Annotated in this window: 25 protein-coding genes; 12 read left to right on the top strand and 13 right to left on the bottom strand. The window is 71.2% G+C overall.

Annotation, left to right across the window (positions count from 1 at the left end; translation table 11 throughout):
- Positions 1–85 precede the first annotated feature (85 nt).
- On the bottom strand, positions 86–1321 hold the full coding sequence (locus tag EDD27_RS21615; RefSeq protein WP_127934013.1) for a phytase: 1236 nt from the start codon (positions 1319–1321) through the stop codon (positions 86–88).
- A gap of 117 nt (positions 1322–1438) precedes the next feature.
- Between EDD27_RS21615 and EDD27_RS21610 the strand changes: the two genes are divergently transcribed.
- The 4 genes from EDD27_RS21610 (at position 1439) to EDD27_RS21595 (ending at position 5275) form a co-directional block, all read left to right on the top strand.
- On the top strand, positions 1439–2416 hold the full coding sequence (locus EDD27_RS21610) for a sugar ABC transporter substrate-binding protein (protein ID WP_127934012.1): 978 nt from the start codon (positions 1439–1441) through the stop codon (positions 2414–2416).
- On the top strand, positions 2413–3444 hold the full coding sequence (locus tag EDD27_RS21605; RefSeq protein ID WP_127934011.1) for an ABC transporter permease: 1032 nt from the start codon (positions 2413–2415) through the stop codon (positions 3442–3444). Before EDD27_RS21610 ends, EDD27_RS21605 begins: the two co-directional genes overlap by 4 nt.
- Positions 3441–4196: an ATP-binding cassette domain-containing protein gene (locus EDD27_RS21600; RefSeq protein ID WP_127934010.1), complete on the top strand. Its 756-nt coding sequence runs from the start codon at positions 3441–3443 to the stop codon at positions 4194–4196. The genes EDD27_RS21605 and EDD27_RS21600 overlap by 4 nt, the downstream gene beginning before the upstream one ends.
- 365 nt (positions 4197–4561) lie before the next feature.
- Positions 4562–5275, top strand: coding sequence for an HNH endonuclease family protein (locus EDD27_RS21595; protein ID WP_127934009.1), 714 nt, complete (start codon positions 4562–4564; stop codon positions 5273–5275).
- 66 nt (positions 5276–5341) lie between these two features.
- Here the strand turns inward: EDD27_RS21595 and EDD27_RS21590 are convergent, their stop codons facing one another.
- Positions 5342–6175, bottom strand: a complete 834-nt coding sequence (locus EDD27_RS21590; RefSeq protein WP_127934008.1) for an SGNH/GDSL hydrolase family protein — start codon at positions 6173–6175, stop codon at positions 5342–5344.
- Positions 6176–6392: 217 nt separating this feature from the next.
- Here EDD27_RS21590 and EDD27_RS21585 point away from each other — a divergent pair, with 217 nt between their 5' ends.
- Entirely contained in the window at positions 6393–7631 is a 1239-nt protein-coding gene (locus EDD27_RS21585; RefSeq protein WP_127934007.1) for an isochorismate synthase, read from the top strand.
- A gap of 90 nt (positions 7632–7721) precedes the next feature.
- Here the strand turns inward: EDD27_RS21585 and EDD27_RS21580 are convergent, their stop codons facing one another.
- On the bottom strand, positions 7722–8342 hold the full coding sequence (locus tag EDD27_RS21580; RefSeq protein WP_127934006.1) for a YigZ family protein: 621 nt from the start codon (positions 8340–8342) through the stop codon (positions 7722–7724).
- 83 nt (positions 8343–8425) lie between these two features.
- Between EDD27_RS21580 and EDD27_RS21575 the strand changes: the two genes are divergently transcribed.
- Positions 8426–8785 carry a hypothetical protein gene (locus EDD27_RS21575; protein WP_127934005.1) on the top strand — a complete coding sequence of 120 codons (360 nt, stop codon included), beginning with the start codon at positions 8426–8428 and terminating at the stop codon, positions 8783–8785.
- A gap of 147 nt (positions 8786–8932) precedes the next feature.
- Positions 8933–9853, top strand: coding sequence for a S1C family serine protease (locus EDD27_RS21570; RefSeq protein WP_127934004.1), 921 nt, complete (start codon positions 8933–8935; stop codon positions 9851–9853).
- On the opposite strand, the gene EDD27_RS21565 is transcribed toward EDD27_RS21570, so the two are convergent.
- The 5 genes from EDD27_RS21565 to EDD27_RS21550 form a co-directional block, all read right to left on the bottom strand.
- Positions 9813–11126: a glycosyltransferase family 4 protein gene (locus tag EDD27_RS21565; RefSeq protein ID WP_127934003.1), complete on the bottom strand. Its 1314-nt coding sequence runs from the start codon at positions 11124–11126 to the stop codon at positions 9813–9815. The two genes, EDD27_RS21570 and EDD27_RS21565, sit on opposite strands and share 41 nt — an antisense overlap.
- Before the next feature lie 158 nt (positions 11127–11284).
- Positions 11285–14395, bottom strand: coding sequence for a S41 family peptidase (locus EDD27_RS21560; RefSeq protein WP_127934002.1), 3111 nt, complete (start codon positions 14393–14395; stop codon positions 11285–11287).
- A 175-nt stretch (positions 14396–14570) separates the two neighbouring features.
- Positions 14571–14693 carry a hypothetical protein gene (locus EDD27_RS57850; RefSeq protein ID WP_277750738.1) on the bottom strand — a complete coding sequence of 41 codons (123 nt, stop codon included), beginning with the start codon at positions 14691–14693 and terminating at the stop codon, positions 14571–14573.
- An 86-nt stretch (positions 14694–14779) separates the two neighbouring features.
- Positions 14780–16651, bottom strand: coding sequence for an elongation factor G (locus EDD27_RS21555; RefSeq protein WP_127934001.1), 1872 nt, complete (start codon positions 16649–16651; stop codon positions 14780–14782).
- A gap of 278 nt (positions 16652–16929) precedes the next feature.
- Positions 16930–17979 (bottom strand): Rv2578c family radical SAM protein, encoded by a 1050-nt coding sequence (locus tag EDD27_RS21550; RefSeq protein ID WP_127934000.1) that lies wholly within the window; start codon positions 17977–17979, stop codon positions 16930–16932.
- 134 nt (positions 17980–18113) lie between these two features.
- Here EDD27_RS21550 and EDD27_RS21545 point away from each other — a divergent pair, with 134 nt between their 5' ends.
- Entirely contained in the window at positions 18114–18392 is a 279-nt protein-coding gene (locus EDD27_RS21545; RefSeq protein ID WP_127933999.1) for a DUF3040 domain-containing protein, read from the top strand.
- 3 nt (positions 18393–18395) lie between these two features.
- Here the strand turns inward: EDD27_RS21545 and EDD27_RS21540 are convergent, their stop codons facing one another.
- Both EDD27_RS21540 and EDD27_RS21535 read right to left on the bottom strand, forming a co-directional pair.
- Positions 18396–19244, bottom strand: coding sequence for a polysaccharide deacetylase family protein (locus EDD27_RS21540; RefSeq protein ID WP_127933998.1), 849 nt, complete (start codon positions 19242–19244; stop codon positions 18396–18398).
- A 43-nt stretch (positions 19245–19287) separates the two neighbouring features.
- The gene (locus EDD27_RS21535) at positions 19288–19503 is read right to left on the bottom strand and encodes an SIP domain-containing protein (RefSeq protein WP_241564182.1); all 216 of its coding nucleotides are present in this window, start codon (positions 19501–19503) and stop codon (positions 19288–19290) included.
- Between EDD27_RS21535 and EDD27_RS56785 the strand changes: the two genes are divergently transcribed.
- Entirely contained in the window at positions 19498–19743 is a 246-nt protein-coding gene (locus EDD27_RS56785; RefSeq protein WP_241564181.1) for a hypothetical protein, read from the top strand. The genes EDD27_RS21535 and EDD27_RS56785 overlap by 6 nt on opposite strands.
- Here EDD27_RS56785 and EDD27_RS21525 read toward each other — a convergent pair.
- Both EDD27_RS21525 and EDD27_RS21520 read right to left on the bottom strand, forming a co-directional pair.
- Complete coding sequence (locus EDD27_RS21525; RefSeq protein ID WP_127933997.1) at positions 19722–20204, bottom strand: OsmC family protein; 483 nt, start codon at positions 20202–20204, stop codon at positions 19722–19724. The two genes, EDD27_RS56785 and EDD27_RS21525, sit on opposite strands and share 22 nt — an antisense overlap.
- Positions 20201–20848 carry a GntR family transcriptional regulator gene (locus EDD27_RS21520; RefSeq protein WP_127933996.1) on the bottom strand — a complete coding sequence of 216 codons (648 nt, stop codon included), beginning with the start codon at positions 20846–20848 and terminating at the stop codon, positions 20201–20203. The genes EDD27_RS21525 and EDD27_RS21520 overlap by 4 nt, the downstream gene beginning before the upstream one ends.
- A gap of 79 nt (positions 20849–20927) precedes the next feature.
- Between EDD27_RS21520 and EDD27_RS21515 the strand changes: the two genes are divergently transcribed.
- From EDD27_RS21515 to EDD27_RS21505, 3 genes are all read left to right on the top strand, one after another.
- Entirely contained in the window at positions 20928–22481 is a 1554-nt protein-coding gene (locus EDD27_RS21515) for an MFS transporter (protein WP_127933995.1), read from the top strand.
- A gap of 71 nt (positions 22482–22552) precedes the next feature.
- Positions 22553–23200, top strand: a complete 648-nt coding sequence (locus EDD27_RS21510; RefSeq protein ID WP_127933994.1) for a PadR family transcriptional regulator — start codon at positions 22553–22555, stop codon at positions 23198–23200.
- 140 nt (positions 23201–23340) lie between these two features.
- Entirely contained in the window at positions 23341–24198 is an 858-nt protein-coding gene (locus tag EDD27_RS21505; protein WP_164903720.1) for an alpha/beta fold hydrolase, read from the top strand.
- Here the strand turns inward: EDD27_RS21505 and EDD27_RS21500 are convergent.
- A complete protein-coding gene (locus EDD27_RS21500; protein ID WP_241564180.1) occupies positions 24185–25759 on the bottom strand; it encodes a penicillin-binding transpeptidase domain-containing protein in 1575 nt (524 codons plus the stop codon). The genes EDD27_RS21505 and EDD27_RS21500 overlap by 14 nt on opposite strands.
- Between the last annotated feature and the right edge of the window lie 16 nt (positions 25760–25775).

The raw sequence follows: 25775 nt of genomic DNA, 5'->3' as shown, positions 1-25775 counted from the left end.
TGTTCAGCCCCGCCCGTGTCTTCGGACTGGTGAGGAACGTGCAGCTCAACGCTGCAATGCTGCCGGAACTTAAGGGTCTGTTCTGCTATTTGAAGGAACGGGCCACCTTCCGCCAGTCCACGAACTTGAAGTTGGTGACCTCACGGTCGCCGTCCGGCGGGCTGTCGGCGCCATCGTGCACCACCAGCAGGCCCTCGGGGTAGGCGTGGCCGAGCGGGGCGCTGGTGGCCATCGCGCCGTCGCTGGCCTCGGCGCCGTCGGCGCGGTCGCCCGGGCCGACCCTGAACTGGCCGAGGTAGGTGTTGCGGCCGGCGCGGTCGTAGACGGCGAAGGTGTCGTCGCCCTGGCTGGAGGCCAGCAGGTAGCCGCTGTCGCGGCCGGTCTCGTACACGGTCAGGCCCTCGGCGTCGGCCGCCAGATGCTCGCCGCCGAAGCCGCGGTCCTGGCCGGGCACGCACTCCTCGGTCGCCGGGTCGTAGGTGTCCTGCCTGCCGTACTCCTTGACGCGGTCCATCAGGACCGGACGGCCGGTCAGGTCCGCCCGCAGGCGCCAGATGCCGACGTCCTCCTGCGCGGCGTAGAGCACACCGCGGTCCACGACCATGCCCTCGGCCTGCGGGAGCTCGCCCGGCTCCAGGCACGGCGCCCAGGTGGAGCCGTCGGGAAGGGCGAAGCTCGACGGGAGGTCGAGGGTGCGGACCTTCCGGTAGGTGACCTTGCCGCCGGGCGCGGCGACCAGGTCCAGCAGGCCGAGCCTGGTCTCGTGGCGGCGGCTGACCAGCACCTGGGTGCCATGGACGGCCAGGCCGTAGACGGTCTCGGCCGCGTCGACCTCCTCCTGGGTGCTGTTGAAGACGAACGGCACCGCGGGGTCGGTGACGTCGGTCAGCGGTGGCTGCCCGGCGGCCGCCTTGGCCGGGTCGACGGCGTACACGCGCAGGTGATCGCGGCCCCGGTCGGAGGCGACGGCCAGGTCCACCTTCGCGCCCGTGGACAGGCGGAAGCGGTGGACGAGGTCGACGTTGTTGAGCCGGCCCGGCTCGTGACCGGGGCCGGGAGGCGGCTGGGCGGGCACGTGCTGGAGCTGGGCGCCGGACAGGGAGTAGGCGTACAGGCCGCCTTCCTTGGCGGTGGCGATCACGACGCTCTTGCCGGGGCGCGTGGGGTGCACCCAGATCGCCGGGTCGTCGCCGTTGGCGTGGCCGCCGGCTTCGTCGTCGTACAGGGGCGGGGTCTCGGCGGCGGCCGTGACGGTCGCGACGCCGGGGGAGAGGGGGGTGAGCAGCAACAGGACTGTGGCGAAGAGTGGGCGCACAAGCACCTCCGTACGGTCGCCGCCTCGTGTGAACGAAGGGTGTCGGTGTTCGTCCTTATGTCTATACAAAGAGTTGACATTGAGGTACAACCAGGCCAAGCCCGTTGGTCTTGGAGGTGTCCTATGAGACGTACCCCGATCGTGCTGGCCCTGTTCGGCGCCCTCGTCGTGACCGGCTGCTCCTCCGGAGGACAGACCGCGCAGAGCGCCCCACCCGCGTCATCCGCAGCCCCCCAGGCAGGTGGCGGCCGGTTCGCCGTCATCACCCACGGGGCGCCCGGCGACTCCTTCTGGGACGTGGTCAAGAACGGCGCCGAGGCCGCGGGCAAGCAGTACGGGGTGCGCGTCACCTACCAGGGCGACGGCGACCCCGCCAAGCAGTCCCAGCTCATCGACCAGGCCGTCTCCGAGAAGGTGGACGGCATCGTGGTCTCCATGGCCAACCCCGACGCGTTGAAGGAGGCCATCGGCAAGGCCGTCACCGCCAAGATCCCGGTGGTGACCATCAACTCCGGAGCCGACTCCTCCAAGGCGTTCGGCGCCCTGACGCACGTCGGCCAGTCGGAGGACGTGGCCGGGCGCGGCGCGGGTGAGCAGCTCAAGGCCGCCGGCGTCACCAAGCTGCTGTGCGTCATCCACGAGGCCGGCAACGTCGGCCTCGACCAGCGCTGCAAGGGCGCCGAGGAGATCCTCGGCGGGACCGTCGAGCGGCTGCAGGTGGACGTCAGCAACCTGGCCGACGTGACGTCCAAGGTCACCGCCAAGCTCCAGTCGGACCAGCAGGTCAACGGCGTATTGTCGCTCAACCCGGCCATCGCGATCGCCGCCAGGGACGCGATCAAGGACTCGGGATCGCAGGCCAAGCTGGCGACGTTCGACCTGTCGGCGGACGTCGTGGACGCGATCAAGGCGGACGAGGTCCTGTTCGCCGTGGACCAGCAGCAGTACCTGCAGGGCTACCTGCCGATCACGTTCCTCACCCTGTACAAGGCCAACCTCAACACCGTCGGCGGCGGCCTGCCCGTCAACACCGGGCCCGGGTTCGTGACCGAGGACAACGCCGAGCAGGTGGCCAAGCTGGCCGAGGCCGGCACCCGATGACGGTCACGGCCGATGAGCGGATCGCCCGCGTCGGCCTGGCCCGGCGCCTGCTGATCCGGCCCGAGCTGGGCGCGGTCGTCGGCATGGTCGTGGTGTTCGTGTTCTTCGCCGTCCAGTCGCCGGTGTTCCGGTCGCCGGCCGGGATCGCGAACTGGCTCGACCCGGCCGCCACGCTCGGCATCATGGCGGTCGCGGTCGCCCTGCTGATGATCGGCGGCGAGTTCGACCTGTCGGCGGGCGTGCTGACCGGCACGAGCGGCCTGATCCTGGTCACCCTCGCCACCCGCTTCGGGTTCGATGTGTGGCTCGCCATGCTCGTGGGCCTGGTCGTGGCGCTGGCCGTGGGCTTCGCCAACGGGCTGGTCGTGACGCGGACCAAGCTGCCCAGCTTCATCGTCACGCTGGGCACGTTCCTCATGCTGCAGGGCGTGAACCTGGGCGTGACCAAGGCCATCACCGGGACCGTGCAGGTCAGCGGCCTGCGCCGGGCCGACGGGTTCGAGGGCGCGAACGCGATCTTCGCCGGGACGATCCAGCTCGGCGGTACGTCGTTCCGGGTGGCGATCGTGTGGTGGATCCTGGTCACCGCGGCGGCCACCTGGGTGCTCATGCGTTCCAAGGCCGGCAACTGGATCTTCGCGGTGGGCGGCAACGAGCAGGCGGCGCGCGCGGTCGGCGTGCCGGCCGCCCGTACGAAGATCGCGTTGTTCATGACGACGGCGTTCGCGGCCTGGCTGGTCGGCTCGATCCTGGCGCTGCGCTACACCTCGGTCCAGGCCAACATCGGCATCGGTCAGGAGTTCATCTACATCATCGCGGCCGTGATCGGCGGCTGCCTGCTCACCGGCGGCTACGGCTCGGCCATCGGGGCCGCCATCGGCGCGGTCATCTTCGGCATGGCCGACAAGGGCATCGTGTTCCTGGGCTGGGACGCCGACTGGTTCACGTTCTTCCTGGGCGGGATGTTGCTGCTGGCGACGCTGGCCAACCGCCTGGTCCGCCGCTACGCCGAGGAGGTGCGGCATTGATCCTCGAGACCCGGGACATCGGCAAGACGTTCGGCTCGGTGCTGGCGCTGCGCGACGTGTCGATGGGCGTGGCGGCCGGGCAGGTCACCTGCGTGCTCGGCGACAACGGCGCGGGCAAGTCCACCCTCATCAAGATCCTCGCCGGGGTGCACCAGCATGACACGGGCACCCTGCTGGTGGACGGCGCGGAGGTGCGCTTCTCCAGCCCGCGTGACGCGCTCGACCGCGGCATCGCCACCGTCTACCAGGACCTGGCGATGATCCCCCTCATGTCGGTCTGGCGTAACTTCTTCCTCGGCTCCGAGCCGACCAAGGGCCTGGCCTTCGACGTGGCCACGGCCCGCCGGGTGGCCCGCGAGGAGCTGAAGGCGATGGGCATCGACATCCGCGACGTCGACCAGCCGGTCGGCACGCTGTCCGGCGGGGAACGCCAGTCGGTGGCCATCGCCAGGGCCGTCCACTTCGGCGCCCGCGTGCTCATCCTCGACGAGCCCACCTCGGCGCTGGGCGTCAAGCAGGCGGGCGTGGTGCTGCGCTACGTCGCCCGGGCCCGCGACCGCGGGCTCGGCGTGGTGTTCATCACCCACAACCCGCATCACGCCTATCCGGTGGGGGACCGGTTCCTGCTGCTCAACCGGGGGACCAGCATGGGCGAGTACGCCAAGGCCGACATCACCCCGCAGGCGCTGACCTCGCTCATGGCGGGCGGGGCGGAGCTGGAGGAACTGGCGCACGAGCTGAAACGACAATGACCGGAATTTGATGGTTTAGGGCGATACCCCAGACGCGCTCGGAGGTAGAAAAGGCCTGACGCGAGAGGCTGGGGGGATAGCCTTTGATCTACATTGTAAAAGCGTCCGGCGTGTTGTTGAGCGGGCCATTATTACCCGGGGCGCGCCGAGGCCCGGAGGGCGTCCGTCCTCCGGGCTTTATGCGTGCGGACGAAACAGGGTCAGAGCCGGGCCTGCGGCAGGCCGCCGACAGCGCGCGTACCGGGCCGTTGCCCCCGCCGGCACCGGCCAGTGCAAGAGGATCAGTCACATAACCCTCCCCGTGTCAAAACGGTAGAACCCGGGAATTTCTCTAGACAACTGGCAAGCGCGTCACGGAGGACCGGTTGAGCACGAAGGACGCCATCGCCCTTCTCGCGGGAGCCGTCATCGTCGCTTCCTTCGTCGGCACCACCAAGACCCCGCCGGCCACCGCCGCCAGCCCGCTGAGCAACGTCAGCGGTACGCTGCCCGGCCTGGCACCCATCGTCTCCGACGCCGACAAGGCCAAAGCGCGCGACGTCATCCAGCGGTTACGCGTGAAGGGCTTAGGCCCCAACACCGGCTACGCCCGCACCCGGTACGGGGAGAACTGGGCGGACACGGCGACCGGCGTGCCGTACGCGCGCAACGGGTGCCGTACCCGCGACGACCTGCTGGCCCGCGACGGCCGCGACGTGACCTACCGGGAGGGCTCCTCCTGCGAGGTCGTGTCGATGACCCTGGACGACCCTTACACCGGCAGGACCATCTACTGGCACAAGGACAACCCCGACGAGGTGCAGGTGGACCACGTGGTGCCGCTGAACTACGGCTGGCGCATGGGCGCGCCGCGCTGGCCGATGTCCAAGCGGCTCGACTTCGCCCAGGATCCGCTGAACCTGCTGCCGGTGGACGGCGACGCCAACGAGGAGAAGGACGCGTCAGGGCCGGCGAGCTGGTTGCCGCCGCAGCGGCGCATCCGCTGTGCGTACGTGACCCGCTTCGCGCAGGTGGCGTTCAAGTACAACATGCCGGTCACCGCCGCCGACAAGAAGACGATGCTGGCGCAGTGCCGTTAGCGGCCGGCCCTGCTTTCCGCACCTCGCCGCGAACAGGGCCGAGGCGGCTGACGCAGGACAACGGGGCTATCGCGGGTCGATCCAGTCGAAGCCGTTCTTGAACGTCAGCTCGGCCAGCGCCCGCTGCCCGGCCGTGCTCGGGTGGAAGAAGTCCCACTTGCTGACGTGGTCGAGGGTGAAGGGGAAGGTGAACACCGCGCCGCCGTCGGTGTCGCAGCGGGGACCGTACGCGGCGCACGCCTGGGCGGCGGCCCGGTTGTAGGCGATCACCCGTTCGCGTACCCGGTTGCGGCGCTCGGTGTCGGCCCGCTTGGTCGAGGACGGGTTGGCGAGCATCGTGGGGCAGATGCGGCCGAGCGTCCAGAACGTCCTGGCCAGCGGGTTGTGCCTGCCTGCCTGCCACAGCCGCCGCAGGTCGGGGATGCTGGCGATGAGCACCCTGGCTCTGGGCATGCCGGCGCGCAGCTCGGCCAGCGCCGCCTCCAGCCTGCGCTGGTAGGTCGCGACCGGCGTCATGGCCTGCTCGGTGCGCGCGCAGGCGTCCTGGGCTCCGATGAGGATCGTCACGTAGTCGCTCTTGGCCGCGACCGCCTTCTTCACCTGGCCGAGCAGGTCGGCGCTGGTGGAGCCGGGCACGGCGAAGTTGAGGTTGTGCTTGTGGAGCGTTCCAGACAATTTCGACAGACGCAGGTAGTGGCTGCTGATCTCCCGGTGGTCGCCCGCCGACCACGAGCGTGAGGTGCAGGAGACGTACCAGCCGCAGGCGTTGAAGCCGGTGGAGACGGAGTCGCCGAGCGCGGCCATGACCTCGGGTACGGGCTGAGCCCCGGCGGCCTGCGCCGGGGTGGACGCGGAAAGGACGACGGCCGCGGCGAGGACGGGGCCCAGGCGAGCGATCATGGCCCCAAGGTAGAGAGCTGATCATGCGCGGACTATGGCGTCGAGGCAAGGTCTGTCATTTCAGGACCGTCTTCATATGGCCGCTTGACAGCCCGAAGACGATCAGGGTGAGCCCAATCTCCAGGGGTGTCCGGTTTTTTCCGGGTTCGCTGGCCGTAACGTGGCATTCACGGGGGTCCGAGTCGAACATGTTCAGGTCGCGAATAGCATGTCTTGAGTGAGTGTCGCGCTCGGAACAATCCGCCCGCTGCCGGTTCGCACCACACCTGTCGGCGATCCCGGTAACCTGCTGGCCTCCTTGGCCTCCCTGCCAAGTACGGCGCCGTACGCGTGGATCAGGAACGGCGAAGGGCTCATCGGCTGGGGCCAGGCCGCCAAAGTCGTCGTGCCACCGGGTCCGGGACGGTTCGCCTGGGCCCGGCAGTGGCTGGCCGGCGTGTTCGGCGACGCCCACGTCGACGAGGCCGTGCGCACGCCCGGCTGGGGCCCCGTGGCCTTCGGCAGCTTCACCTTCGACGAGGACGCCCACGGCTCGGTTCTGGTCGTGCCGCAGGCCGTGCTGGCCCGCCGCGACGGCCGCGCCTGGATGACCACCATCGGGGAAGCGCCGCTGCAGACCGTCTCCCACCTGCGCGATCCCGGCCGCATCAGCTACGGCGACGGCAGCCTCACCGCACCCGAGTGGGAGCACGTCGTCGCCCGCGCCGCCCGGCGCATCCGCGACGGCGAGCTGGAGAAGGTCGTGCTCGCCCGCGACCTCGTCGCCACCGCCGAACACCCCATCGACGTGCGCCTGCTGCTGGACCGGCTGGCCCGCCGCTACCCCGAGTGCTACACGTTCTCCGTCGCCGGCCTGGTCGGCGCCACGCCGGAGCTGCTGATCCGGCGCACCGGGCAGGAGATCGAGTCGCTCGTGCTGGCCGGCACGACCCCGCGCGGCATCAGCGCGGCCGACGACCTCGCCCGCGGGGCCGCGCTGTTCGCCTCGGCCAAGGATCGCTACGAGCACGAATGCGCGATCGCCTCGGTCCGCGAGACCCTGGCCCCGCTGTGCTCATCGCTCACCACCCCGGACGAGCCCGAGCTGCTCGTGCTGCCCAACGTCCAGCACCTGGCCAGCCACGTCAGCGGCCGGCTGGCCGACGGGGCGTCGGTGCTGGACGTGGTCGCGGCCATGCATCCCACCGCCGCCGTCGGCGGCACGCCGACCGACACCGCGATCAAGGTCATCCGCGAGCTGGAGGGCATGGACCGGGCCGGGTACGCCGGCCCGGTCGGCTGGATCGACGCCCACGGCGACGGCGAGTGGGGCATCGCGCTGCGCTCGGGGCTCATCCGGGGCCGCCGCGCCCGCCTGTTCGCCGGCGGCGGCATCATGGGCGACTCCGACCCGGCCGCCGAGCTGGCCGAAGCGCAGGCCAAGTTCCGCGTCATGCAATACGCGCTGGAGGGCTGACCCGGCCCGGCCCCGCGCCAGGCGCGTGGCCGGGCTCGGCGAAGGAAGCGGGCTCGGGAGGGGCGCGCTCGGCGGCGGGGCGGGCTCCTGTCAGGCGGGGACGTGGACGTCCTCGCCGACGTCCACGCGGGCCCGCCCGGCCGTCAACGTCGCCACCCAGTCGGCGAACGCCGCCACCTCGTCCTCGCCCACCGCCACGGCGAAGGTGACGTCTCTGGCGTACACCACGTCCTCGACCGCGTGCCGCGAGGCCCGCAGGTCGTTCTCCACCCGCCCGGCCTGATCGTGTGCCACCGAGACGCGGACCCGCTTGGCCGGCACCATCCGCACCGGCTCGGCCCGGTCCAGCGTCTCGGTCACCGCCGACCCGTAGGCGCGCACCAGCCCGCCCGCCCCCAGCAACACACCGCCGAAGTAGCGGGTCACCACCGCCACCACGTCGCTGAACCCCCGCCCCACCAGGGCCTGCACCATCGGCGTGCCCGCGGTGCCGCCCGGCTCCCCGTCGTCGTCGCCCTTCTGGACGCGCTGCCCGATGACGTAGGCGGTGCAGTTGTGGGTGGCGTCGGCGTGCTCTCGGCGCCGCCCGGCGATGAACGCCGCCGCCTCCTCCACGCTGCGCGCGGGCGCCACGGCGCAGATGAAGCGAGATCGCCGCACCTCGGTCTCGTGCTCGACGACGGTCTTCAGCGTGAGGTACGGAGCAGGCACATCCGACAGCGTAATGCCGTCGCCGCCGGAACCATCCGGGCTACCATCACGTTCAATCCATCAAGACCTCGGGGAGGGTCTCCATGGACACTGCGAACGACGTCATGCCCTTCGTCACCTCGGCGATCGGTGCCTACGGCGTCAGCGTGCTGGCCAAGACCAGCGAATTGGCCGCCGACACTCCCGTCGCCCGCGGCGCCCGCATCCTGCAGCGTGTGTTCGGCCGCGGCGACGCATCGTCCCAAGCGGTGATCGAGGCGGTGGCCGAGGCCAAGCCGGACGACGGGCCCAGCCATAGGGCGTTGAAGCTGGCGATCGTGGCGGCGTTCCGGGCCGATCCCCACCTGGCGCGCGAGGTCGCCGCGATGTTGCCGCGCGCCACGGCCGCCTCGGGGGAGCGGCCGGTCGCGGTGGGCGAGGCGAGGATCGACTCACCCCGGTGACCTCCCGCCGGTCAGGCGGCCGAGCCGCTCGCCCAGGCGGGTGGCGGTGGACGGGCCTTCGCGAAGGACCGGTGGCGATTTCCGAGCGGCGCGCACTGGTCCAGGGTGGAGTTAGCGTGTAATCCTGTAAGCAAAGGAGTGCACGTAATGGCGGATCACCTCGACGCCTACTCGCGCGTCGTCTCTTCCGTGGCGGCCGAGTTGCTGCCGAAAGTGGCCAGCGTGCGGGCCGGCCGGGGCAGCGGGTCCGCGGTGGTGTTCACGGCCGACGGGTTCCTGCTGACCAACGCGCACGTGGTCGGCTCCTCGCGCGCGGGCACGCTCGCGTTCGCCGACGGCACCTCGGGCGACTTCGTGGTGGTCGGACGCGACCCGCTGTCGGATCTGGCGGTGATCAGGGCGCAGACGGCCACGCCCGCGCCCGCCGTGCTCGGTGACAGCGACGAGCTGGTCGTCGGGCAGCTGGTGGTGGCCGTGGGCACGCCGCTCGGGCTGGCCGGGTCGGTGACGGCCGGGGTGGTGTCGGGGCTGGGCCGGTCGTTACCCGCGCGGAGCGGGTCCAATGTGCGGCTGATCGAGGACGTGATCCAGACCGATGCGGCGCTCAACCCGGGCAACTCCGGCGGGGCGCTGGCCGACTCCCAGGCGCGGGTGGTCGGGATCAACACGGCCGTGGCCGGGGTCGGGGTGGGGCTGGCCGTGCCGATGAACAGCACGACCCGCTCCATCATCGCCGCGCTGATCAGGGACGGCCGGGTCAGGCGGGCGTTCCTGGGACTGGTGACCTCGCCCGCGCCGCTGCCCGAGCAGCTGCGGCGGCGGACCGGTCAGGACGGGGCGCTGCGCGTGGTCGAGGTGGTGCCGGGCTCGCCCGCAGACCGGGCCGGACTGCGGGCGGGCGACCTGGTGCTGAGCGCCGGACGTACCCCTGTGGGCGACGCGCAGAGCCTGCAGCGGCTGATGTTCGCCGACGCCATCGGGCGGCCGCTGCCGATCACCGTCTACCGCAACGGGGCGCTGGTCGACGTCATCGCTGAGCCGGTGGAGCTGACGGGCTCTGGGGTGTGACCTGCGGGGGATCCGGCTTGACGTACGTTCCGGTGCGGCGGGCCAGGAGCTCGGCCAGCAGCGCGTCCCACTTCTGCCCGATCACGTCCACGTCGTAGGTGTGGGCCGTCTCCAGCGCCCGCGAGGCCAGGTCCCTGCGCAGCTGCTCGTCCTCGATGACCCGGTTGATGGACTCCGCCAGGTTGGCGTTGGTACGCGGCTTGACCAGCAACCCGTCCACCTCGTGCGTGATCATCTCCTTGGGGCCGTGCGGGCTGTTGAAGCTGACGATCGCCAGCCCCTTGGCCATGGCCTCCAGGATCGTCATGGGGAAACCCTCGTGGCGGGAGCTGAGCACGTAAATGGAGGCCTTCTCCAGCTCGGCGCCCACATCGGAGGTGGGGCCCGGCAGCTCGACCTTGCCCTCGAGCCCGGCGTCGATGATCTGCTGGCGAAGGTTGTCCTCCTGCGGACCGGCGCCGAAGATCCGCAGCTTCCAGTCGGGGTGGGCGGCGGCGACGGTCTCCCAGGCGGTGATGAGCCGGTGGAAGCCCTTGATGCGGGTCATGCGGCCGACCGCGATGGCGACCTTGGCGTCCAGTTTGGCCACGTCACCCGTCATGGGCGGCACGGCGTTGGGGATCCGGACCAGCTTACGAGGCTTCTTCGGCAGCGTCTCCCGGTAGTCGCGCAGGTCGGCCTTGGTGAGCGTGACCAGGGCGTCGAGCCGGCGGTAGCGCCACTTGATGAGCTCCTGGATCGGCTCGGCCTGGGTGCGCAGCGCCACGTGCTCCTGCCCGATCGTGATGACGCCCGGCAGCGCTAACTGGGCCATCGCCAGGTTGAGCCCCGGCCGGGTGGCCATGAGCACGCCGGTGTCGAGCGAGCGGATGAAGCGGGTCAGCTTGAGGTCGGTCCACAGGTTGAAGCGGTGGTAGGCCGTCTCCTCCTTGGGCATCAACTTGCTGGGCAGCTTCGACAACATCGCGCGCAGCGGGTCGGGACTGGGGTTCAGCCGGTCGTCGAGGAAGCGGAACTTGACGCGCGGGTCGATCGGGAAGAACGGCTCCTCGGCCTCCTTCAGGATGCTCACGATCTCCACATCGTGCTCTCTGGCCAGGTAGCTCGCCAGGTTGAACACGGTCCTGATGGTGCCGCCCATGCCGTAGGCGTGCAGCAGCAGGATGCGTACCTGCTGGGTGGAGGGCGGCGGCGCGTTGCGCATCTTGCGCCGGTTGTACCCCCGATAGAGCCGGACCGCGGCCGACTTTCCCTTGCGTGCCAGTGCGCGCACCTGACAAGTCCCCCTTAGGACCGAAGACGTCAACAACACACGTGGCCGACGGCAAGAGTCACGCCTTTGCCATCGGCCATTGTCTCGCGTTGGTGGAGTGCACCGTTCATCCCCTATGCGCTTTCCCCACCACTGATCGTTAGACGCCCGCTAAACCCCTAAGGTTGCATTCGCGGCCTATGTGAGGGATCGGGGGTGTGCGGGGGCTGTTCCGCCAGCAGCTCGAGTGCGACGTCGATGGCCCGCTCCAGCTGCGTGTCCACGCCCCGCGCGTAGTCCTGCGGGGTGATGTCGACTTCGATGTCCGGGTCGGTGCCGTAGTTCTCCACCTGCCAGCCGACGTCGTCGAAGGCGAAGGAGAACTCCGGCTGCGTCGTCACGGTCCCGTCGGCGAGCTGGTGCCGCGGCCAGATCCCGATCACCCCGCCCCAGGTGCGCTTGCCGACCAGCGGGCCCAGCTTCAGCACCTTGAAGGTGTGGCTGAAGATGTCGCCGTCGGAGCCCGCCCACTCGTTGGTGATGGCCACGAGAGGCCCGCGCGGCGACTCCGGCGGGTACGGCTCCGGCGCCCCCCACCGGGGGTAGTCGTAGCCGAGCCGGCGCCGCGACAACTTCTCCAGCAGCAGCGCCGACACGTGCCCGCCTCCGTTGAAGCGCACGTCCACGATGAGCGCGTGCCGGTCGTACTCGGCCAGGAACCCTCGGTGGAACTCGCCGAACCCGTCCGTCCCCATGTCCGGGACGTGCAGGTAGCCGACCCGGCCGGCGGAGCGCTGGTGGCAGCGGGCGCGGTTGAGGTTGACCCAGTCGCGGTAGCGGGCCGGCTGGTCGTCGGCGATCGCCCGCACGGTGACCGTGAAGACGCGCTGCTCCCGGCGGAGCGTCAGCTCGACCTCCTCGCCGGCCTGGTTGACCAGGCGCTCGTTGGGGGTGGCCGCCGCGCCGATGGGCGCGCCGTTGATCGCCAGGACCGCGTCGCCGGGACGTACGTCCACGCCGAGCCGGTTCAGCGGCGAGGTGGCCTTCGGGTCCCACGGATCGCCGGTGACCACGGAACGGATGTGGTAGACGCCGTCGCGATAGTCCCAGTCCACGCCCAGCTTGCCCTGGGAGTAGTCCGGCCCGGGACGGTACTCGCCGCCGCTTTCGTAGGCGTGGCTGGTGGCCAGCTCGCCGTGCAGCTCCCACAGCAGGTCGGAGAACTCGCCCCGGGTCGTGACCCGGTCCACCAGCGGCTGGTACCGCTCGTACACGGCCGGCCAGTCCACGCCCGCCATGTCCTCGGTCCAGAAGTTCTCCCGCTGCAGCCGCCACGCCTCGCGGAACATCTGCCGCCACTCCGCCTCCGGGACCACCGACACCTTGACGCGCGACAGGTCGACCCAGCCGCTCTCGCGCCCGGTACGGTCCTCGTCGTCCGGCGCCTCGCCCGCCTTGACCACGCGCAGCCGGGAGCCGGTCCGGTACAGCAGCGTCTTGTGGTCGCGGCCCAGCTCGAAGTCGGTGACGCCGTCGGCGAACGTCTCCTTGCTCGCCTTGGCGACGTCGTACAGATGCAGCGTGTTCTCGCCCTCGGTGTGGCTGGCCAGGATCAGCACCTTGCCCTTGAGCCCGGCCACCCGCTCGTAGCGGCCCTCGGGCAGCGGGAAGGTCCGGACCCGGCGGGCCAGCCCGTCGACGTCCACCCGCAGCGGCTCCGGCTCCTCGCCGTCGTCCTCGTCGTCCTTCGCTTCCAGCGGGCGCGGCTCGGGCACGAACGGGTCCGGCACGTCGGCGCGCAGCGCCACCGCGTACAGGCGGGTGCCCAGCGGGAAACCCAGGTCGAACTGGAGCTGGTCGTAGACGGGGGAGAAGGTGCGCTGGCCGATGAAGTACAGGTAGCGGCCCTGCGGGTCGAACGCCGGCCGCGAATCCTTGAGCACCGGCTCGGTGGCCTGCATGGTCAGCCCCGTCTCCGGGTGGTGCAGCTTGATCGCACTGGTCTGGGCGTTGAGCGGGGCCGCGTAGGCGAGCCACCGCCCGTCGTGCGACCAGGCGGGGTCCTCGGGCGAGCCGTGCGGGTTGGCCTCGATCAGGTCGGAGCGGCCCGTGGCCAGGTCGAGCAGGTGCAGCTCGAGGCGGTGGTTGACGATCGCCACCCGGTCGTGCGCCGGGTCGGGGACGAGTGCGTTGATCCGGCCCAGCCTGGCGACCTCCGTGCCGGGGCCGCCCTCGCCGCCTTCGAGGATCACCAGCTTCTCCTCGTCGCCGTCGTCACTGGCCGCCGCGATCAGCCGCCGGCCGTCGTTGAGCCAGGTCAGGAACCGGTAGCGCACGCCGTCCTCCGCGCCGTGCTGGTGGACCGGGCCCTCCCAGTTGGCCATCGCGTACGCCTTGCCGCGCGCCGTGATCGCCAGCGCGCTGCCGTCGGGGCTGAGCGTGGCGTTGTCGAGGTAGTCGGAGGCCTCGACGAAGCGGCGGTTGCGCTGCGTGCGCGCGCTGGCCAGCCGCACCTCCAGCCTGCGCGGCCGCTCGCCGGGGTCGAGCAGGTAGAGGTCCGCGCCCGCGTGGTAGACCAGCCGGTGCCCGTCGCCGGACAGGTTGCGTGCGTAGTAGTCGTCGTGGTGGGTGTGCTTGCGCAGGTCCTGGCCGTCGGGATCGCAGGAGTAGACGTTGCCGACGCCCTCGTGATCGGAGATGAAGCACACCCGGCCGCCGCTCCAGCAGGGCGAGGCGAGGTTGCCGGGCAGCCTGATCAGCCGCCGGAACTCGCCCGCGCCGCTCGGGTCGATCCACAGGTCGCCGACGGTGCCGCCGCGGTAACGCTTCCAGCGGGCCGGGTCGGCGGTGTTGCGGCCGAGCACGATCATGCCGCCGGGGCCGTAGGCGATCGAGTTCGCCGGGCCGTACGGCAGCCGCTCCGGCACCCCGCCGGGCGCCACCCGGTGCAGCCATCCGCGGCCCTCGAACGGCTGGGCGGCGTCGCTGGCGTACAGGACGCGGCCCTCGGGGTCCCAGCCGGTCACCGTGCACCGGGCCCCGTGGAAGGTGACCCGGCGGGCCGCGCCGCCGTCGGCCGGCATGACGTAGACCTCTTCCGGGCCCTCCTCGCGGCCGACGAACGCCAGCTGGTCGCCACGCGGCGAGATCCGCGGATAGCCGGCCTCGGCCAGCCCGGCGGTCAGCCGGAAGGCCCGTCCGCCCTGGGCGGAGACCATCCACAGGTCGTCTTCGGCGGCGAAGACGACGACGTCGTGGAAGACGGCGGGGAAGCGCAGGTAGGCCGACATGGCAGCAGCTCCACGGTCGATCGGACAGCAGGGGGCGGCGACGGATCCGCGGCGAAGCGAGGACATCGGTCGCGGCCACGCCGGCTCGTGCCCGGCCAGTGAGACACTGCCCCGGCTGTCCGATCATGTCACCCGGCGGGCGGGCGGCCCGCGCCGCCCGCCCGCCGGCTCCAGGTCATCCCTCGTCCGAAGGCTTCCTGGTCTCTTTCTTCGTCTCCTTGGCCTGCCTGTTGGTCTTGATGGCCTGCCGCTTCGACTTGCCCGACTTGGCGGCGGGTTTCTTCTTCGTGTCTGCCATGGAAATCCCCCTGTGCGGACGAGGTGCCCCCCATTGGTACACCAAAGTCGTTAATACCCATCTAACGCCGAAAACCGACATTCCGCCTATCTCGTGGGCCGGTCTCCGGCGGGCTCGGACCACCACGCGCCCTCGCCGTGTGACAGGCCCGGCAGCCGCTGCTCGAACTCGTGCACCACGGCCGCCGGGAGCTCGCCCGTGATCACCCACATGTCGTCGCGCCGCACCGTGCCGTCGAGCTCGCCGCCCAGCGCTGCCAGCGCGCCGGTGACCGCGCTGAACGTCTCCAGCGGGACCTCCACCTCGAAGCGGTGGCACGGCTCGTACACCGTGGTGCCCGCCCGGCGCAGCGCCCGCATGAGCACGATCGGCGTACGCCCGCGGAAGTCGGCCGCCACGGTGACCGGCGCGTCGTAGCCGGTCCTGGTCAGCGTGACCATGACGTCCGTGACCGGCCAGCCGTGCGGGCCGTCCCGCAGCGCCAGGCGCACGCTCTCCTCGATCGCCCGGTGGAAGGCCAGGGGCAGCGACCCGAGATCGACCTCCAGCCGGTAGCCGACGCCCGAGCCCGGCGCGGCCGGCTCCACGCGCAGGCCGACGGTCGCCATGAATTCGCCGGGCCCGTTGCGCATCTCCTCCACGGCCTCGCCCGTGCCGGACGGGCGCTCGAAATAGACGGGGCGGCTCGGCTCGAACACCGCCTCGACGCCGAACTCCCTGGCCAGGGTCTCGCCGATGACCTCCTTCTGCACCTCCCCGTAGAGCAGGACCGACGTCTCGCCGCCGGCCAGCGTGCGGGTGGCGATCAGGGGGTCCTGCTCGGCGAGCGTCAGCAGGGCGGCGTGCAGGCGGGGTTCGTGGCCGGGCACGCGGGGGCGTACGACCGTCTCCAGGCTGGGCGGGCTGAAGTGCCGTCCCCGGTCGGCCGGGGGCGGCTCGCCGACATGGTCGCCGACGCGGATCTCCGGCACGCCCCAGACCTTGGCGATGTCGCCCGCCATCGCCTGGCGTTGCTCCGGCGCCCCGGCGACGGTCAGCGCGGTCAGGCGGCCGTCGTAGGCTCCGCCCTGGTGCCGGGCGCGGTGGAAAGTGAGGTGCTCGCGCGGCCGCAGCACCCCTGCGCGGACCCGGAGGTAGGCGGCCTTCTCGCCGGACGGGGCACGCTCGATCGCGAACACGGTCGCGGTGCCGGGACGGTCGTCGTCCCCGTCAGGCCGGTGGACCGGCGGCAGCAGGCCGGCGATGGCGTCCAGGAGGTCGCCGACACCCTGGCCGGTGATCGCGGAGCCGTACAGGACCGGATGCGCCACCCCGTCGGCGCAGTGCCGGGCCAGCACCGCGCGTACCTGCTCCAGGTCGGGGGTCTTGCCGTCCACGAGCGACTCCAGCAGGTCGTCGTCCCGTTCGGCCAGGACCTCCGCCGCCTCCTCCACCCGCTCGGCGGGCAGGCCGTGGGTCGTGGCGGCGGCGCAGCCGATGTCCCGCACGGTGTTCAGCGCCACGCTGTACGGCGAGAGCCGCCGGCGGATGTCGGCGAGCACCTCCCGTTCCCTGGCGCCGGTCCGGTCGATCTTGTTCACGAAGATCAGCGTGGGCAGGCGCACCTTGCGCAGGGTCTTCATGAGGACCCGGGTGTGCGGCTGGACGCCCTCGACGGCCGACACCACCAGGACGGCGCCGTCGAGCACGCCGAGCGCCCGCTCCACCTCGGCCACGAAGTCGGCGTGGCCGGGCGTGTCCACCAGGTTGACCCGCAGGTCACCCAGGGTGAAAGAGGCGACGGCCGTGCGGATCGTGATGCCGCGGCGGCGTTCGATCTCGCCGGTGTCGGTCTGTGTGCTGCCCTCGTCGACGCTGCCGAGCCGGTCGATGACGCCGGTCTCGAACAGCAGCCGCTCAGTGAGGCTGGTCTTGCCCGCGTCTACATGCGCGAGGATGCCGATGTTCAGGATGTGCATGTGTGGTGGAGCCCTCGAGAACTCTCGTGCCAATGGGGCGCTGGGAGATTTCGAGGCGGCCTCGCATCGCATGCTCCTGGTAGTCGGTCTGCAGGTCCCGGCCATCGTGCCATCGGGGGTCGGGCGGATGCGAGCGATTTAACGGTGGCGGCGTCGCAGCCTGCGGCGTGGTGGCCGGGCCTGGGCCGGTACGCGCCGGATGCGCATGCGGGGGCATGACCTGTGGGCGGCGTGGCGCTCTTGCGCGCGGGTTGCGGCGGACCGGCGACCGGACGCGGTCAGAGGAGGCGGAGTTGCTCCGGGGCCGGTGGGGCAGGAGCGGGGCGGGGTGGCAGGCGGCGGGCCATGGCCGGGGTGGCGCGGCCGACGCCGAAGCGATCGGCCAGCTCCTTGACCTGCGACGTGATCCGTTGCTGGTACGCCTTCGGCGCGTAGGCCCCGCGCCCGTAGAGCTCCAGGTAACGCGGCACCAGGCGGGGGTGCTCCCGCGACAGCCAGCCCAGCCACCACTCCCGCGCCCCCGGCCGCAGGTGCAGCACGATCGGGGCGATGTGGGTGGCGCCCGCGTCGGCGATCTCCTTCACCGTACGTTCGAGCTGAGCGGGGGAGTCGGTGAGATAGGGCAGGACGGGCGCCATCAGCACCCCGCACGCGATGCCGTTGTCGTTGAGCGTGGCGCAGACCTCCAGCCGCCGGCGCGGATTGGGCGTGCCGGGCTCGACCGCCCGCCACATCCCCGGATCGACGAAGCCGACCGACACGTTGGCGCCCACCTCGGTCACGTCGGCGGCCTCGGTGAGCAGATCGAGGTCGCGCAGGATCAGCGTGCCCTTGGTGAGGATCGAGAACGGGTTGGCGGCGTCGCGCAGCGCGGCCAGGATGCCGCGCATCAAACGGTAGCGGCCCTCGGCACGCTGGTAGCAGTCGACGTTGGTGCCCATCGCGACGGGGAAACGGCCCCTCATGTGGTGGCCGCCCCAGCGGGGCGCGGCCAGCTCCTTGCGGGCCAGCTCGGCGGCGTTGACCTTGACGACGATCTTGGAGTCGAAGTCCGCTCCGGCATCCAAATCCAGATATTCGTGCGTTTTTCGGGCAAAACAGTAAATGCAGCTGTGGCTGCACCCGCGGTAGGGGTTGATCGTGTACTCGAACGGCACCCGGCTCGCCGCCGGCACGCGATTGATGATGGATCGGGCCCTGATCTCATAGAAGGTCATGCCCTTGAACTCGGGCGTGTCGAAGGTGCGGGTGACCGCGCCGCGCGCGAAGAGCGGCACGGTCGGATCGTTCTCATCAGGGCCTGTCAGGCGCAGGTTGTCCCAGCGCATACCTTGATTAGAACAAAAGTTCGAGCTTGATCGCAAACTGAAAAGAGGGTGCAATTACCTAGTCAGGCTGGGGCTAATGATCTTCATGGTTGGGCAGAAAGACGCCGTAGAGCTTGCGTTCCGGAGGTGCACCTATGGCCTGGTCGCAGGACGAGGAGCGGATGCTGGCCCAGATTGAGCAGCACCTCGTCGAGGACGATCCGCGACTCGTCGCACGGCTGGAGTCGTTCAACGAGCGGGTCCGCCGCAGCGAGGCGAGGTCGACGGGGCAGTCCGAAGGCCGGCGACGGCCGCGCCGCTCGACGGTCATCATCCTGATCAGCTGGTTGCTCATCGCCACGCTGGTCGCCACTCTTCTGATCATGGTTCTCCGTGACGACGCCGCCGCGCTGGCCTGGGTGTCCGTGGCCTGAGTGTCACCCCGTCCAGGCGCGCTGGACGACGTCGTAGCCGATCACGGTGATCCCTTCTCGCCGCAGCAGCTCGCGTGCCTGGGGTGAGGTGAGGAACGCGTAGTCGCTCCGGCGTACCCGCCATCCCTGCGGATCGACCGTGCGCGACTCCTCGCCTCCCAGCGCGGGATGCACCGCCCACTCGCTCAGGCCCGGCGGCAGGTCGCGCAGCCGCCGCGCGTACGCCGCCTCCTTGCCCTCCAGATCCAGGGCGAAGCTGTCGAGGAAATCATGATCGATCGCCGGCAGGCCGCGGCCGCGCAGCACCGCGCGGGCGGGGTCCAGCCAGGCCCGCACCGCCAGACCGTACTCGCCGGCCAGGGCCGCGGTCAGCTCGAACACGTCCTCCCGTCCGCCGTCGGCCAGGCAGTGCCAGTCCAGATGAGCCGGCGCCAGGCCCGCGTCGAGCACGGCGTGGATCTGGGCGCGGAACTCGGTCTCGACCTCGTCGATCCGGGCGCGGGCGAGCAGCTCGGGGATGCGTTCGTGGGTGGAGAGTCCGCCCGTCCCGTCGAGCAGCGACGGCACCTTCTCCCGGTCGGCGAGCGGCCCCCACGGGCGGCCGGGCAGCTCGCACACCAGGGTCAGATGGATGCCGAACGGCAGCTCCGGCCGGTCGCGCAGCAAGCCCATGGCGTGGCCCGCGGCCGGGCACGGCGTCATCAGGCTGCACGAGGCCGCGATCCCCTCCTCGATCGAGCGGACGACGGCCTCGTTGACATCCCGGTACATGCCGAAGTCGTCGTTGTTGACGATCAGCAGGCGGGCGTCCGGCGGGAAGCCCAGCAACTCGCTGGAGGACTGTGCAGGCATGCCTTCAGCCTGATCACCGTGAACCTCCTGCACAAACGAATATTCAGTGCAGCCCGCGTTTGCCCGGCGTCCAGAACGGTTTGACCTTGATGGAGGCGCGCGGCCAGTTACGCTCGCGTACGAGATAGTCCCTGATCATCTGGCACGTCCGTGCCTCGCCGGCGAGGTAGGCGGCTCCGGCGTCGCCCGGCAGGGCCAGCTCGGCGACGGCGGCGAGCAGCGTGCGCGAGGAGGCGGCGGGCGCCCCCGCCCGATGCACCCGGCGCAGCTCGTGCGGCCCGGCATGGGCGGGTCGTGCTCCGGCGATTCGCTCTCCAGCACGCCGTGGACCTGCGCCCGCGGCTTCCTGTCCTGCTGGATCAGGCTGTACGGGCTGTTGTGCATGGAAGTGCTCAACCAGCTCGACTTCGCCTACACGGATCTGGAGCCGGTCTTCGAGGAGTGCCTGCGGGAGATCGCCCCGAGGCTCGGGCTGGACTACGAGGCCCCGGCGTCCTGAACGCGGACGACGGGCTCGTGGTGCACCGGGAAGTTGACCGAGGAGGCGATGAAGCAGGCCTTGTGGGCGTCGGTGTGCAGGCGCATGGCCGTCTCGGCCATCTCGGGCGCGGCCACGGTGACCTCCGGGCGCAGGACGACCTCGGTGAAGTGGCCGCCGTCCGCGGTCTCGGCCATGGTGCCGACGGCGCGGTCGACGTACGCGGTGACCACGACGCCCGCCGTCGAGCACAGGTGCAGAAACCACAACATGTGGCACTGCGACAGCGAGCCGACCAGCAGTTGCTCCGGGTTCCAGCGTGCCGGGTCGCCGCGGAAGGCGGGGTCGGAGCTGCCCGGGATGACCGGCGGGCCGTCGGCCGACAGCTCGTGGTCGCGGCCGTAGTCGCGGTAGCCGCTGGTGCCGGTGCCCTTGTTGCCGGTCCAGGTCACAACCGTCGGGTACGTGTGCAGGCGGGTCATGTGTGCTCTTCCTTGTCGGGTCGGGCGGTGATGCGGGTGTCGAGGACATGGTCGCGGGCGATGGCGGCGGCCTCCTCGGGGCGCCCGCCGGTGATCGCGGCGACCAGCCGCTCGTGCTGGTCTGACACGTGCGCCGGCCGGGACGGCGGGACGAGCGAGTGCAGGGTGGACACCTGGATCTGGTCCCAGATCCGCTCCAGCGCCCGCAGGGCCATCGTGTTGCCCGCCAGCTCCGCGATCGTGCGGTGGAAACGCCGGTTGAGCCGCACGGCGTCGGCCAGGCGCCCTTCGGCCGTGGCGGTCGCGGTCAGCGTCGCGACCTCGCGCAGCGCCCGCAGGTCCGCCGGGGCGATCCGGCCCTCGCGCTGGCGGGCCGCGGCCAGCTCGGCGGTGAGCGCCTCCAGTGCCGCGCGCACCTGATAGGCCTCGTCCAGGTCGCCTGCTTCCAGCGCCACGACGACCACGCCGCGCCCGGCAGGGCGGACGAGGCCGTCGGCGGCCAGCATCCGCAGGGCCTCCCGCACCGGGGTGCGGCTCATCTCCAGGGTCGCCGCGGCCTCCGTCTCGGTGAGCCGCGCGCCCGGCGGGTAGGAACCGTCGAGGATCAGCTCCCGCAGGCGGCTGCACGCCACGTCGGTCTGCATGCCCCACAGGATTGCATACATTGCATGCAAAGTCGAGGCACTTGACCTCAAGCTTGGTTGAGTTCCTACGGTCGGGGCCATGACGGAAAACGTGGCTATCCGAGCGGGACGCCGGGAGTGGGCCGGTCTGGCCGTGCTCATCCTGCCGACCCTGCTGCTGTCCATTGACGTGACCGTGCTGCATCTGGCCGTGCCGATGCTCAGCGCCGACCTGCGGCCCAGCGCGTCCCAGTTGTTGTGGATCAACGACGTGTACGGGTTCCTCATCGCCGGATTCCTCATCACCATGGGGGCGATCGGCGACCGGATCGGGCGCAAACGGCTGCTGCTGATCGGTGCGACCGCGTTCGCCGTGGCGTCGGCTCTGGCCGCGTACGCGCCGAGCGCCGGCCTGCTCATCGTGGCCCGCGGGCTGCTCGGCATCGCCGGCGCGACGCTGATGCCCTCCACCTTGTCGCTGATCCGCACCATGTTCCGCGACCCCGCGCAGCGGACGGTGGCCATCAGCCTCTGGATGACCGGGTTCACCGGTGGCATGGTGATCGGGCCGCTGGTGGGCGGGGCGATGCTGGAGAGCTTCTGGTGGGGGTCGGTGTTCCTGCTGGGCGTGCCGGTGATGGCGGTGCTGCTGGTGGCGGGGCCCTGGCTGCTGCCGGAGTACCGTGATCCGGCCCCGGGGAGGCTGGACCTGGTCAGCGTGGCGCTCTCGCTGGCCGCCGTCATCTCGGCCATCTACGGGATCAAGGAGATCGCCGCGTACGGGCTCGGCGCTGGGCCCGCGGCGGCCGTCGTGGCCGGTGTCGTCCTGGGCGCGGTGTTCGTCCGGCGGCAGCGGCGGCTGGCGGACCCGCTGCTGGACCTGGCGTTGTTCGCCGAGCGCCGGTTCAGCGCCTCGCTGGGCGTCCTGATGCTGGTCATCCTGGTCGGGCCGGGGATCATGCTGCTGACCGCGCAGTACCTGCAGCTGGTGGCCGGCCTGACGCCGCTGCAGGCGGGACTGTGGTCGCTGCCGCAGGCCGCCTCGCTCGTGCTGGGATTCACCGCCGCGCCGGCGCTGGCCCGGCGGGTCCGGCCGGGGTCGGTCATGGCCGGTGGCCTGGTGGTGTCCGCGGCCGGCATGGGCCTGATGGCGGCGGCGAACGGGACGTCAGGGCTGGCGTTCGTGGTGACCGCGCAGGTGCTGTTCTTCTTCGGCGCGGCGCCTCTCATGGTGCTGGGCACCGACATGGTCGTCGGCTCCGCCCCGCCGGAGCGGGCAGGGGCGGCCTCCGCCCTGTCGGAGACGGTGCAGGAGTTCGGGGGCGCACTAGGGCTGGCGGTGTTCGGCTCGATCGCGGCGGCCGTGTACCGGGCGCGGATGGCCGTGCCCGAGGGGGTGCCGGCCGGGATCGGGGAGGAGGCCCGCGACACGCTCGGCGCCGCGGCCGCCGCCGCCGCGCGGCTGTCCGATCCGGCCGCCACCGCGCTGCTCGACTCCGCGCGGGCTGCCTTCACCGCCTCGCTGCAGGTCACGGCCGTGGTCGGAGCGATTCTCGTGGCCCTCACGGCGGCCCTGACGGCCGTGGTCATGCGCCCGCTGCCCGTCGCGGCCCCGGCCGCCCCGCAGGAGGAGAAGGTGGATCAGGCGGTCTGATCCGGGCCCTTGTGCCGTCATGCTCGTACACGTATATTCGTAGACGAGTATTCGAGCGGAGGTGATGAGGGATGGCGAAACGGCGGCCGGTCGCGAACCTGCTGGCCCTGGCCGTGCTGACCGTGGTCGTCCAGCGCCCCATGCACCCGTACGAGATGGCCTCGGTCCTGCGGGCCCGTGCCAAGGATCAGGACATGCGGATCAAATGGGGATCCCTCTACACCGTCGTCCGCAATCTGGAGAAACACGGCCTGCTGGAGGCGGTGGAGAGCACCCGGCAGGGCGCCCGCCCCGAGCGGACCGTCTACCGCATCACCGACGCCGGGCGGGAGGAAGCAGAGGACTGGACCCGCGAGCTGCTGTCCACTCCGCGGGCCGAGCCCTCGGCGTTCGAGGCCGGTCTGTCGGTGATGGGCGGGCTCGGCCCCGACGAGGTGGCGCCGCTGCTGCGGCAGCGGCTGGAGCTGCTGGAGCGGCGGATCGAGGCCGGCCGGGCGGACCTGGAGCGGGAGCGGCGGGAGATGCCGCGGCTGTTCCTCGTCGAGTCCGAATACGCGCTGGCCATGCGGGAGGCGGAGGCGGGCTGGGTGCGCTCGCTGCTTGCGGAGCTGGCGGCCGGCACATTCCCCGGCCAGGACGCCTGGCGGGCCTACCACGAGACCGGCCTGCTGCCCGCCGACGTGGCGGACCTCGCGGAAAGGGGCCGCACGGACGAATGAAAGACCCGGCGGCGGTGCTGGCACACCGGCCGCCGGGTGAAATCTCGCACCGACAGACCCGCGGAGCGGACCCCGGCCACGAGATGGCACTGGCAACAATAGCCGGGCTCCCTCCACGGACCGAACCATGGGGAGCCATCATGATCACTCTGGATGAAGTGACGTCCAAGGACGGCACCACGATCACCTACGACCGGCTCGGCGACGGACCCGGGCTGGTGGTGTTGCACGGCGTCATGCAGACCGGCCACAGCAACATCGAACTGGCCCAGGCGCTGGCGAGCGACTTCACCTGCTACGTGCCCGACCGAAGAGGGCGCGGACGCAGCGGCCCGTACGGACCGGACTACGGACTCCAGCGCGAGGTCGAGGACCTGGACGCGCTGCTCGAAGCGACCGGCGCGCAGCATGTCGTCGGCGTGAGCTCGGGCGCCATCGTCACCTTACGGACCGCGCTCGCCCGGCCGGCCCTGCGCAAGGTCGTCGCGTTCGAGCCGCCCCTCGACCTCGGCGGCAGCTACCCGGCCGGCTGGCTGGACCGCTTCGACGGGGAGCTCGCCGCGGGGCGCATCCCGGCGGCGCTGGTCACCGGCATGCTCGCCACCCGGCTGGGGCCGCCGGTCTTCCACGTGATGCCGCGGGCCCTGCTGGAGCTGCTCACCGCCATGATGCTGAAAAAACAGGAAAAGGCGGCCGGGGCTGGGGAGCCGACGTACCGGGAGCTGGCGCCGACCCTGCACTACGACGGCCAGGTGGTGGCGGAGACAGCCGCCGATCTCGACGTCTACAGGTCTGTGCAAGCCGAGGTGCTGCTGCTCGGCGGCACGAAGAGCCCGGCGCACCTGAGGTCGGTGCTCACCGCGCTGGAAGGCGTGCTGCCGCGCGCCCGCCGCGTCGACATGGCGGGCCTGGACCACAGTGCCACGTCCAACGCCGCCATGAGGGGCAAACCGGAGCGGGTGGCGGAGGAGATCCGCCGTTTCCTCACAGCCCCTTGAGGAAGTCCGCCGCCACGGGGGCGGCCACCTTGCCGCCCCCGCCGCCGCCCTCCACGACCACCGCGAACGCCACGTCGCCCTTGAAGCCCATGAACCAGGCGTGGCTCTCGAGCTTCTCCCCGGTGCCGTACTCGGCCGTGCCGGTCTTGCCGTGCGTGCCGGCCGGCAACCCCGCCGCCTTGGCGGTGCCCTTGGTGACCACAGCCGCCATCATGGCGTGCAGGTGCTCCTTCACCCCGTCGGGCAGCGGCCGCTCGGCGGCCTTCTGCTTCAGCGAAGGCACCAGCGTCGGCGGCCGCCAGGTGCCGTCGGCGATGGCGGCGGCCACCGACGCCATCGACAACGGGCTGGCGGTGATCCTGGCCTGGCCGAACGCCTCCGCCGCCAGCTCCGCGTCCGTCTCCGCCTTGGGGAAGCTCGCCTTGGTGGCCGGCACCCCGATGTTGAGCGGCTGGTTGAAGCCCACGTCCTGGGCCACGTCGAGGAGCTTGTCCGCGCCCAGCTTCGACTGGGCCAGCGGCGCGAACGTGGTGTTGCACGAGTGAGCGAAGGAATCCAGGAACGACAGCGACCCGAACTCCTCCTTGTCCGAGTTGCGGATCTTCAGGCCGCCGACGGTGGCGTACATGGGGCACGTGACCGTGTCCTGCGGCGACATCCCCGCCGCGAGCAGCCCGATCGCGGTGACGGCCTTGAACGTGGAGCCCGGCGGGTAGCGGCCGTCCAGCGCCCGGTTGAAGCCGCCCTGGTTGTTGACCACGGAAAGGATCTCGCCGGTCGAGGGCTTGATCGCCACCATCGACGTCGGCTTGTCCATGTCCTTGACCGCGTTCACCGCGGCGGCCTGCACGTGCGGGTCGAGCGTCGTCTGCACCGGCTCGCCCTCGGTGCCCTTGATGGTCGTCAGCGTCTTGCCGCCGAGCTGGATGTCGGTCGCGGGAGTGCCGGCCAGCTGCTTCTGGAACGTCTCCTGCAGCCCGTCCCGGCCGACCGCCTGCCCGACCTTGTAGGCGGAGCCGAGCTTGGCCACGTCCTTCTTGGTCGCCTTGTCCAGGTAGCCGACGAGCTGCTGCACCGACCCGCCCACCGTGCCGTCGTCGATGCGGCCGCCGTCGGCGTCGGTGATCTCGGCCCGCTGCGGCCAGCGCGTCTTGATCCCGAACGTCGCTCCCGCCGTCATCGACGGGTGCAGCGTCGTGGGCGCCCAGTCCACTTTCCAGGCGCGGTCGGCCACCACCAGGTCGATCCGGCCGTCGTAGGTCCACTCGCCGATGTTCTTCAAGGTCAGGGTCGCGGTGTACGGGACGCGTGCCATGCCGTCGCCCTCGGTGACCTTGCCCAGCCGGATCGAGGTCCGCTCCACCGCGAGCGCCCTGCGCTGCTGGTCATAGCCGCCGAGCTGCTGCGCGGTGGCGAGCTCCTTGCCCATGGCGGACCAGTCGCCGGCCTGCCACGCGGCGGCGAAGCGCTGCGCGGTCTCGGCCGGGGTGCCGCGGGTGTGCAGGACGTAGTAAGCGCCGCCGGCCGCGGCGCCCACGCCGAGCACGGTCGCGGCGGACACGATCGCGATCGTACGG

Origin of the sequence: Nonomuraea polychroma (assembly GCF_004011505.1) — a bacterium.
Classification (GTDB): domain Bacteria; phylum Actinomycetota; class Actinomycetes; order Streptosporangiales; family Streptosporangiaceae; genus Nonomuraea; species Nonomuraea polychroma.
The sequence above is the reverse complement of the archived record's forward strand: the minus strand, read 5'-3'. Positions and strand labels throughout refer to the sequence as shown.

Excerpts from the sequence above, each read along its gene's own strand:
- EDD27_RS21610 (WP_127934012.1), top strand. The coding sequence starts at position 1,439 with ATGAGACGTACCCCGATCGTGCTGGCCCTGTTCGGCGCCCTCGTCGTG.
- EDD27_RS21605 (WP_127934011.1), top strand. The coding sequence starts at position 2,413 with ATGACGGTCACGGCCGATGAGCGGATCGCCCGCGTCGGCCTGGCCCGG.
- EDD27_RS21590 (WP_127934008.1), bottom strand. The coding sequence starts at position 6,175 with ATGATCGCTCGCCTGGGCCCCGTCCTCGCCGCGGCCGTCGTCCTTTCC.
- EDD27_RS21575 (WP_127934005.1), top strand. The coding sequence starts at position 8,426 with ATGGACACTGCGAACGACGTCATGCCCTTCGTCACCTCGGCGATCGGT.
- EDD27_RS21570 (WP_127934004.1), top strand. The coding sequence starts at position 8,933 with ATGGCGGATCACCTCGACGCCTACTCGCGCGTCGTCTCTTCCGTGGCG.
- EDD27_RS21560 (WP_127934002.1), bottom strand. The coding sequence starts at position 14,395 with ATGTCGGCCTACCTGCGCTTCCCCGCCGTCTTCCACGACGTCGTCGTC.
- EDD27_RS57850 (WP_277750738.1), bottom strand. The coding sequence starts at position 14,693 with ATGGCAGACACGAAGAAGAAACCCGCCGCCAAGTCGGGCAAGTCGAAG.
- EDD27_RS21555 (WP_127934001.1), bottom strand. The coding sequence starts at position 16,651 with ATGCACATCCTGAACATCGGCATCCTCGCGCATGTAGACGCGGGCAAG.
- EDD27_RS21550 (WP_127934000.1), bottom strand. The coding sequence starts at position 17,979 with ATGCGCTGGGACAACCTGCGCCTGACAGGCCCTGATGAGAACGATCCG.
- EDD27_RS21545 (WP_127933999.1), top strand. The coding sequence starts at position 18,114 with ATGGCCTGGTCGCAGGACGAGGAGCGGATGCTGGCCCAGATTGAGCAG.
- EDD27_RS21540 (WP_127933998.1), bottom strand. The coding sequence starts at position 19,244 with ATGCCTGCACAGTCCTCCAGCGAGTTGCTGGGCTTCCCGCCGGACGCC.
- EDD27_RS56785 (WP_241564181.1), top strand. The coding sequence starts at position 19,498 with ATGCACCCGGCGCAGCTCGTGCGGCCCGGCATGGGCGGGTCGTGCTCC.
- EDD27_RS21525 (WP_127933997.1), bottom strand. The coding sequence starts at position 20,204 with ATGACCCGCCTGCACACGTACCCGACGGTTGTGACCTGGACCGGCAAC.
- EDD27_RS21520 (WP_127933996.1), bottom strand. The coding sequence starts at position 20,848 with ATGCAGACCGACGTGGCGTGCAGCCGCCTGCGGGAGCTGATCCTCGAC.
- EDD27_RS21515 (WP_127933995.1), top strand. The coding sequence starts at position 20,928 with ATGACGGAAAACGTGGCTATCCGAGCGGGACGCCGGGAGTGGGCCGGT.
- EDD27_RS21510 (WP_127933994.1), top strand. The coding sequence starts at position 22,553 with ATGGCGAAACGGCGGCCGGTCGCGAACCTGCTGGCCCTGGCCGTGCTG.
- EDD27_RS21505 (WP_164903720.1), top strand. The coding sequence starts at position 23,341 with ATGATCACTCTGGATGAAGTGACGTCCAAGGACGGCACCACGATCACC.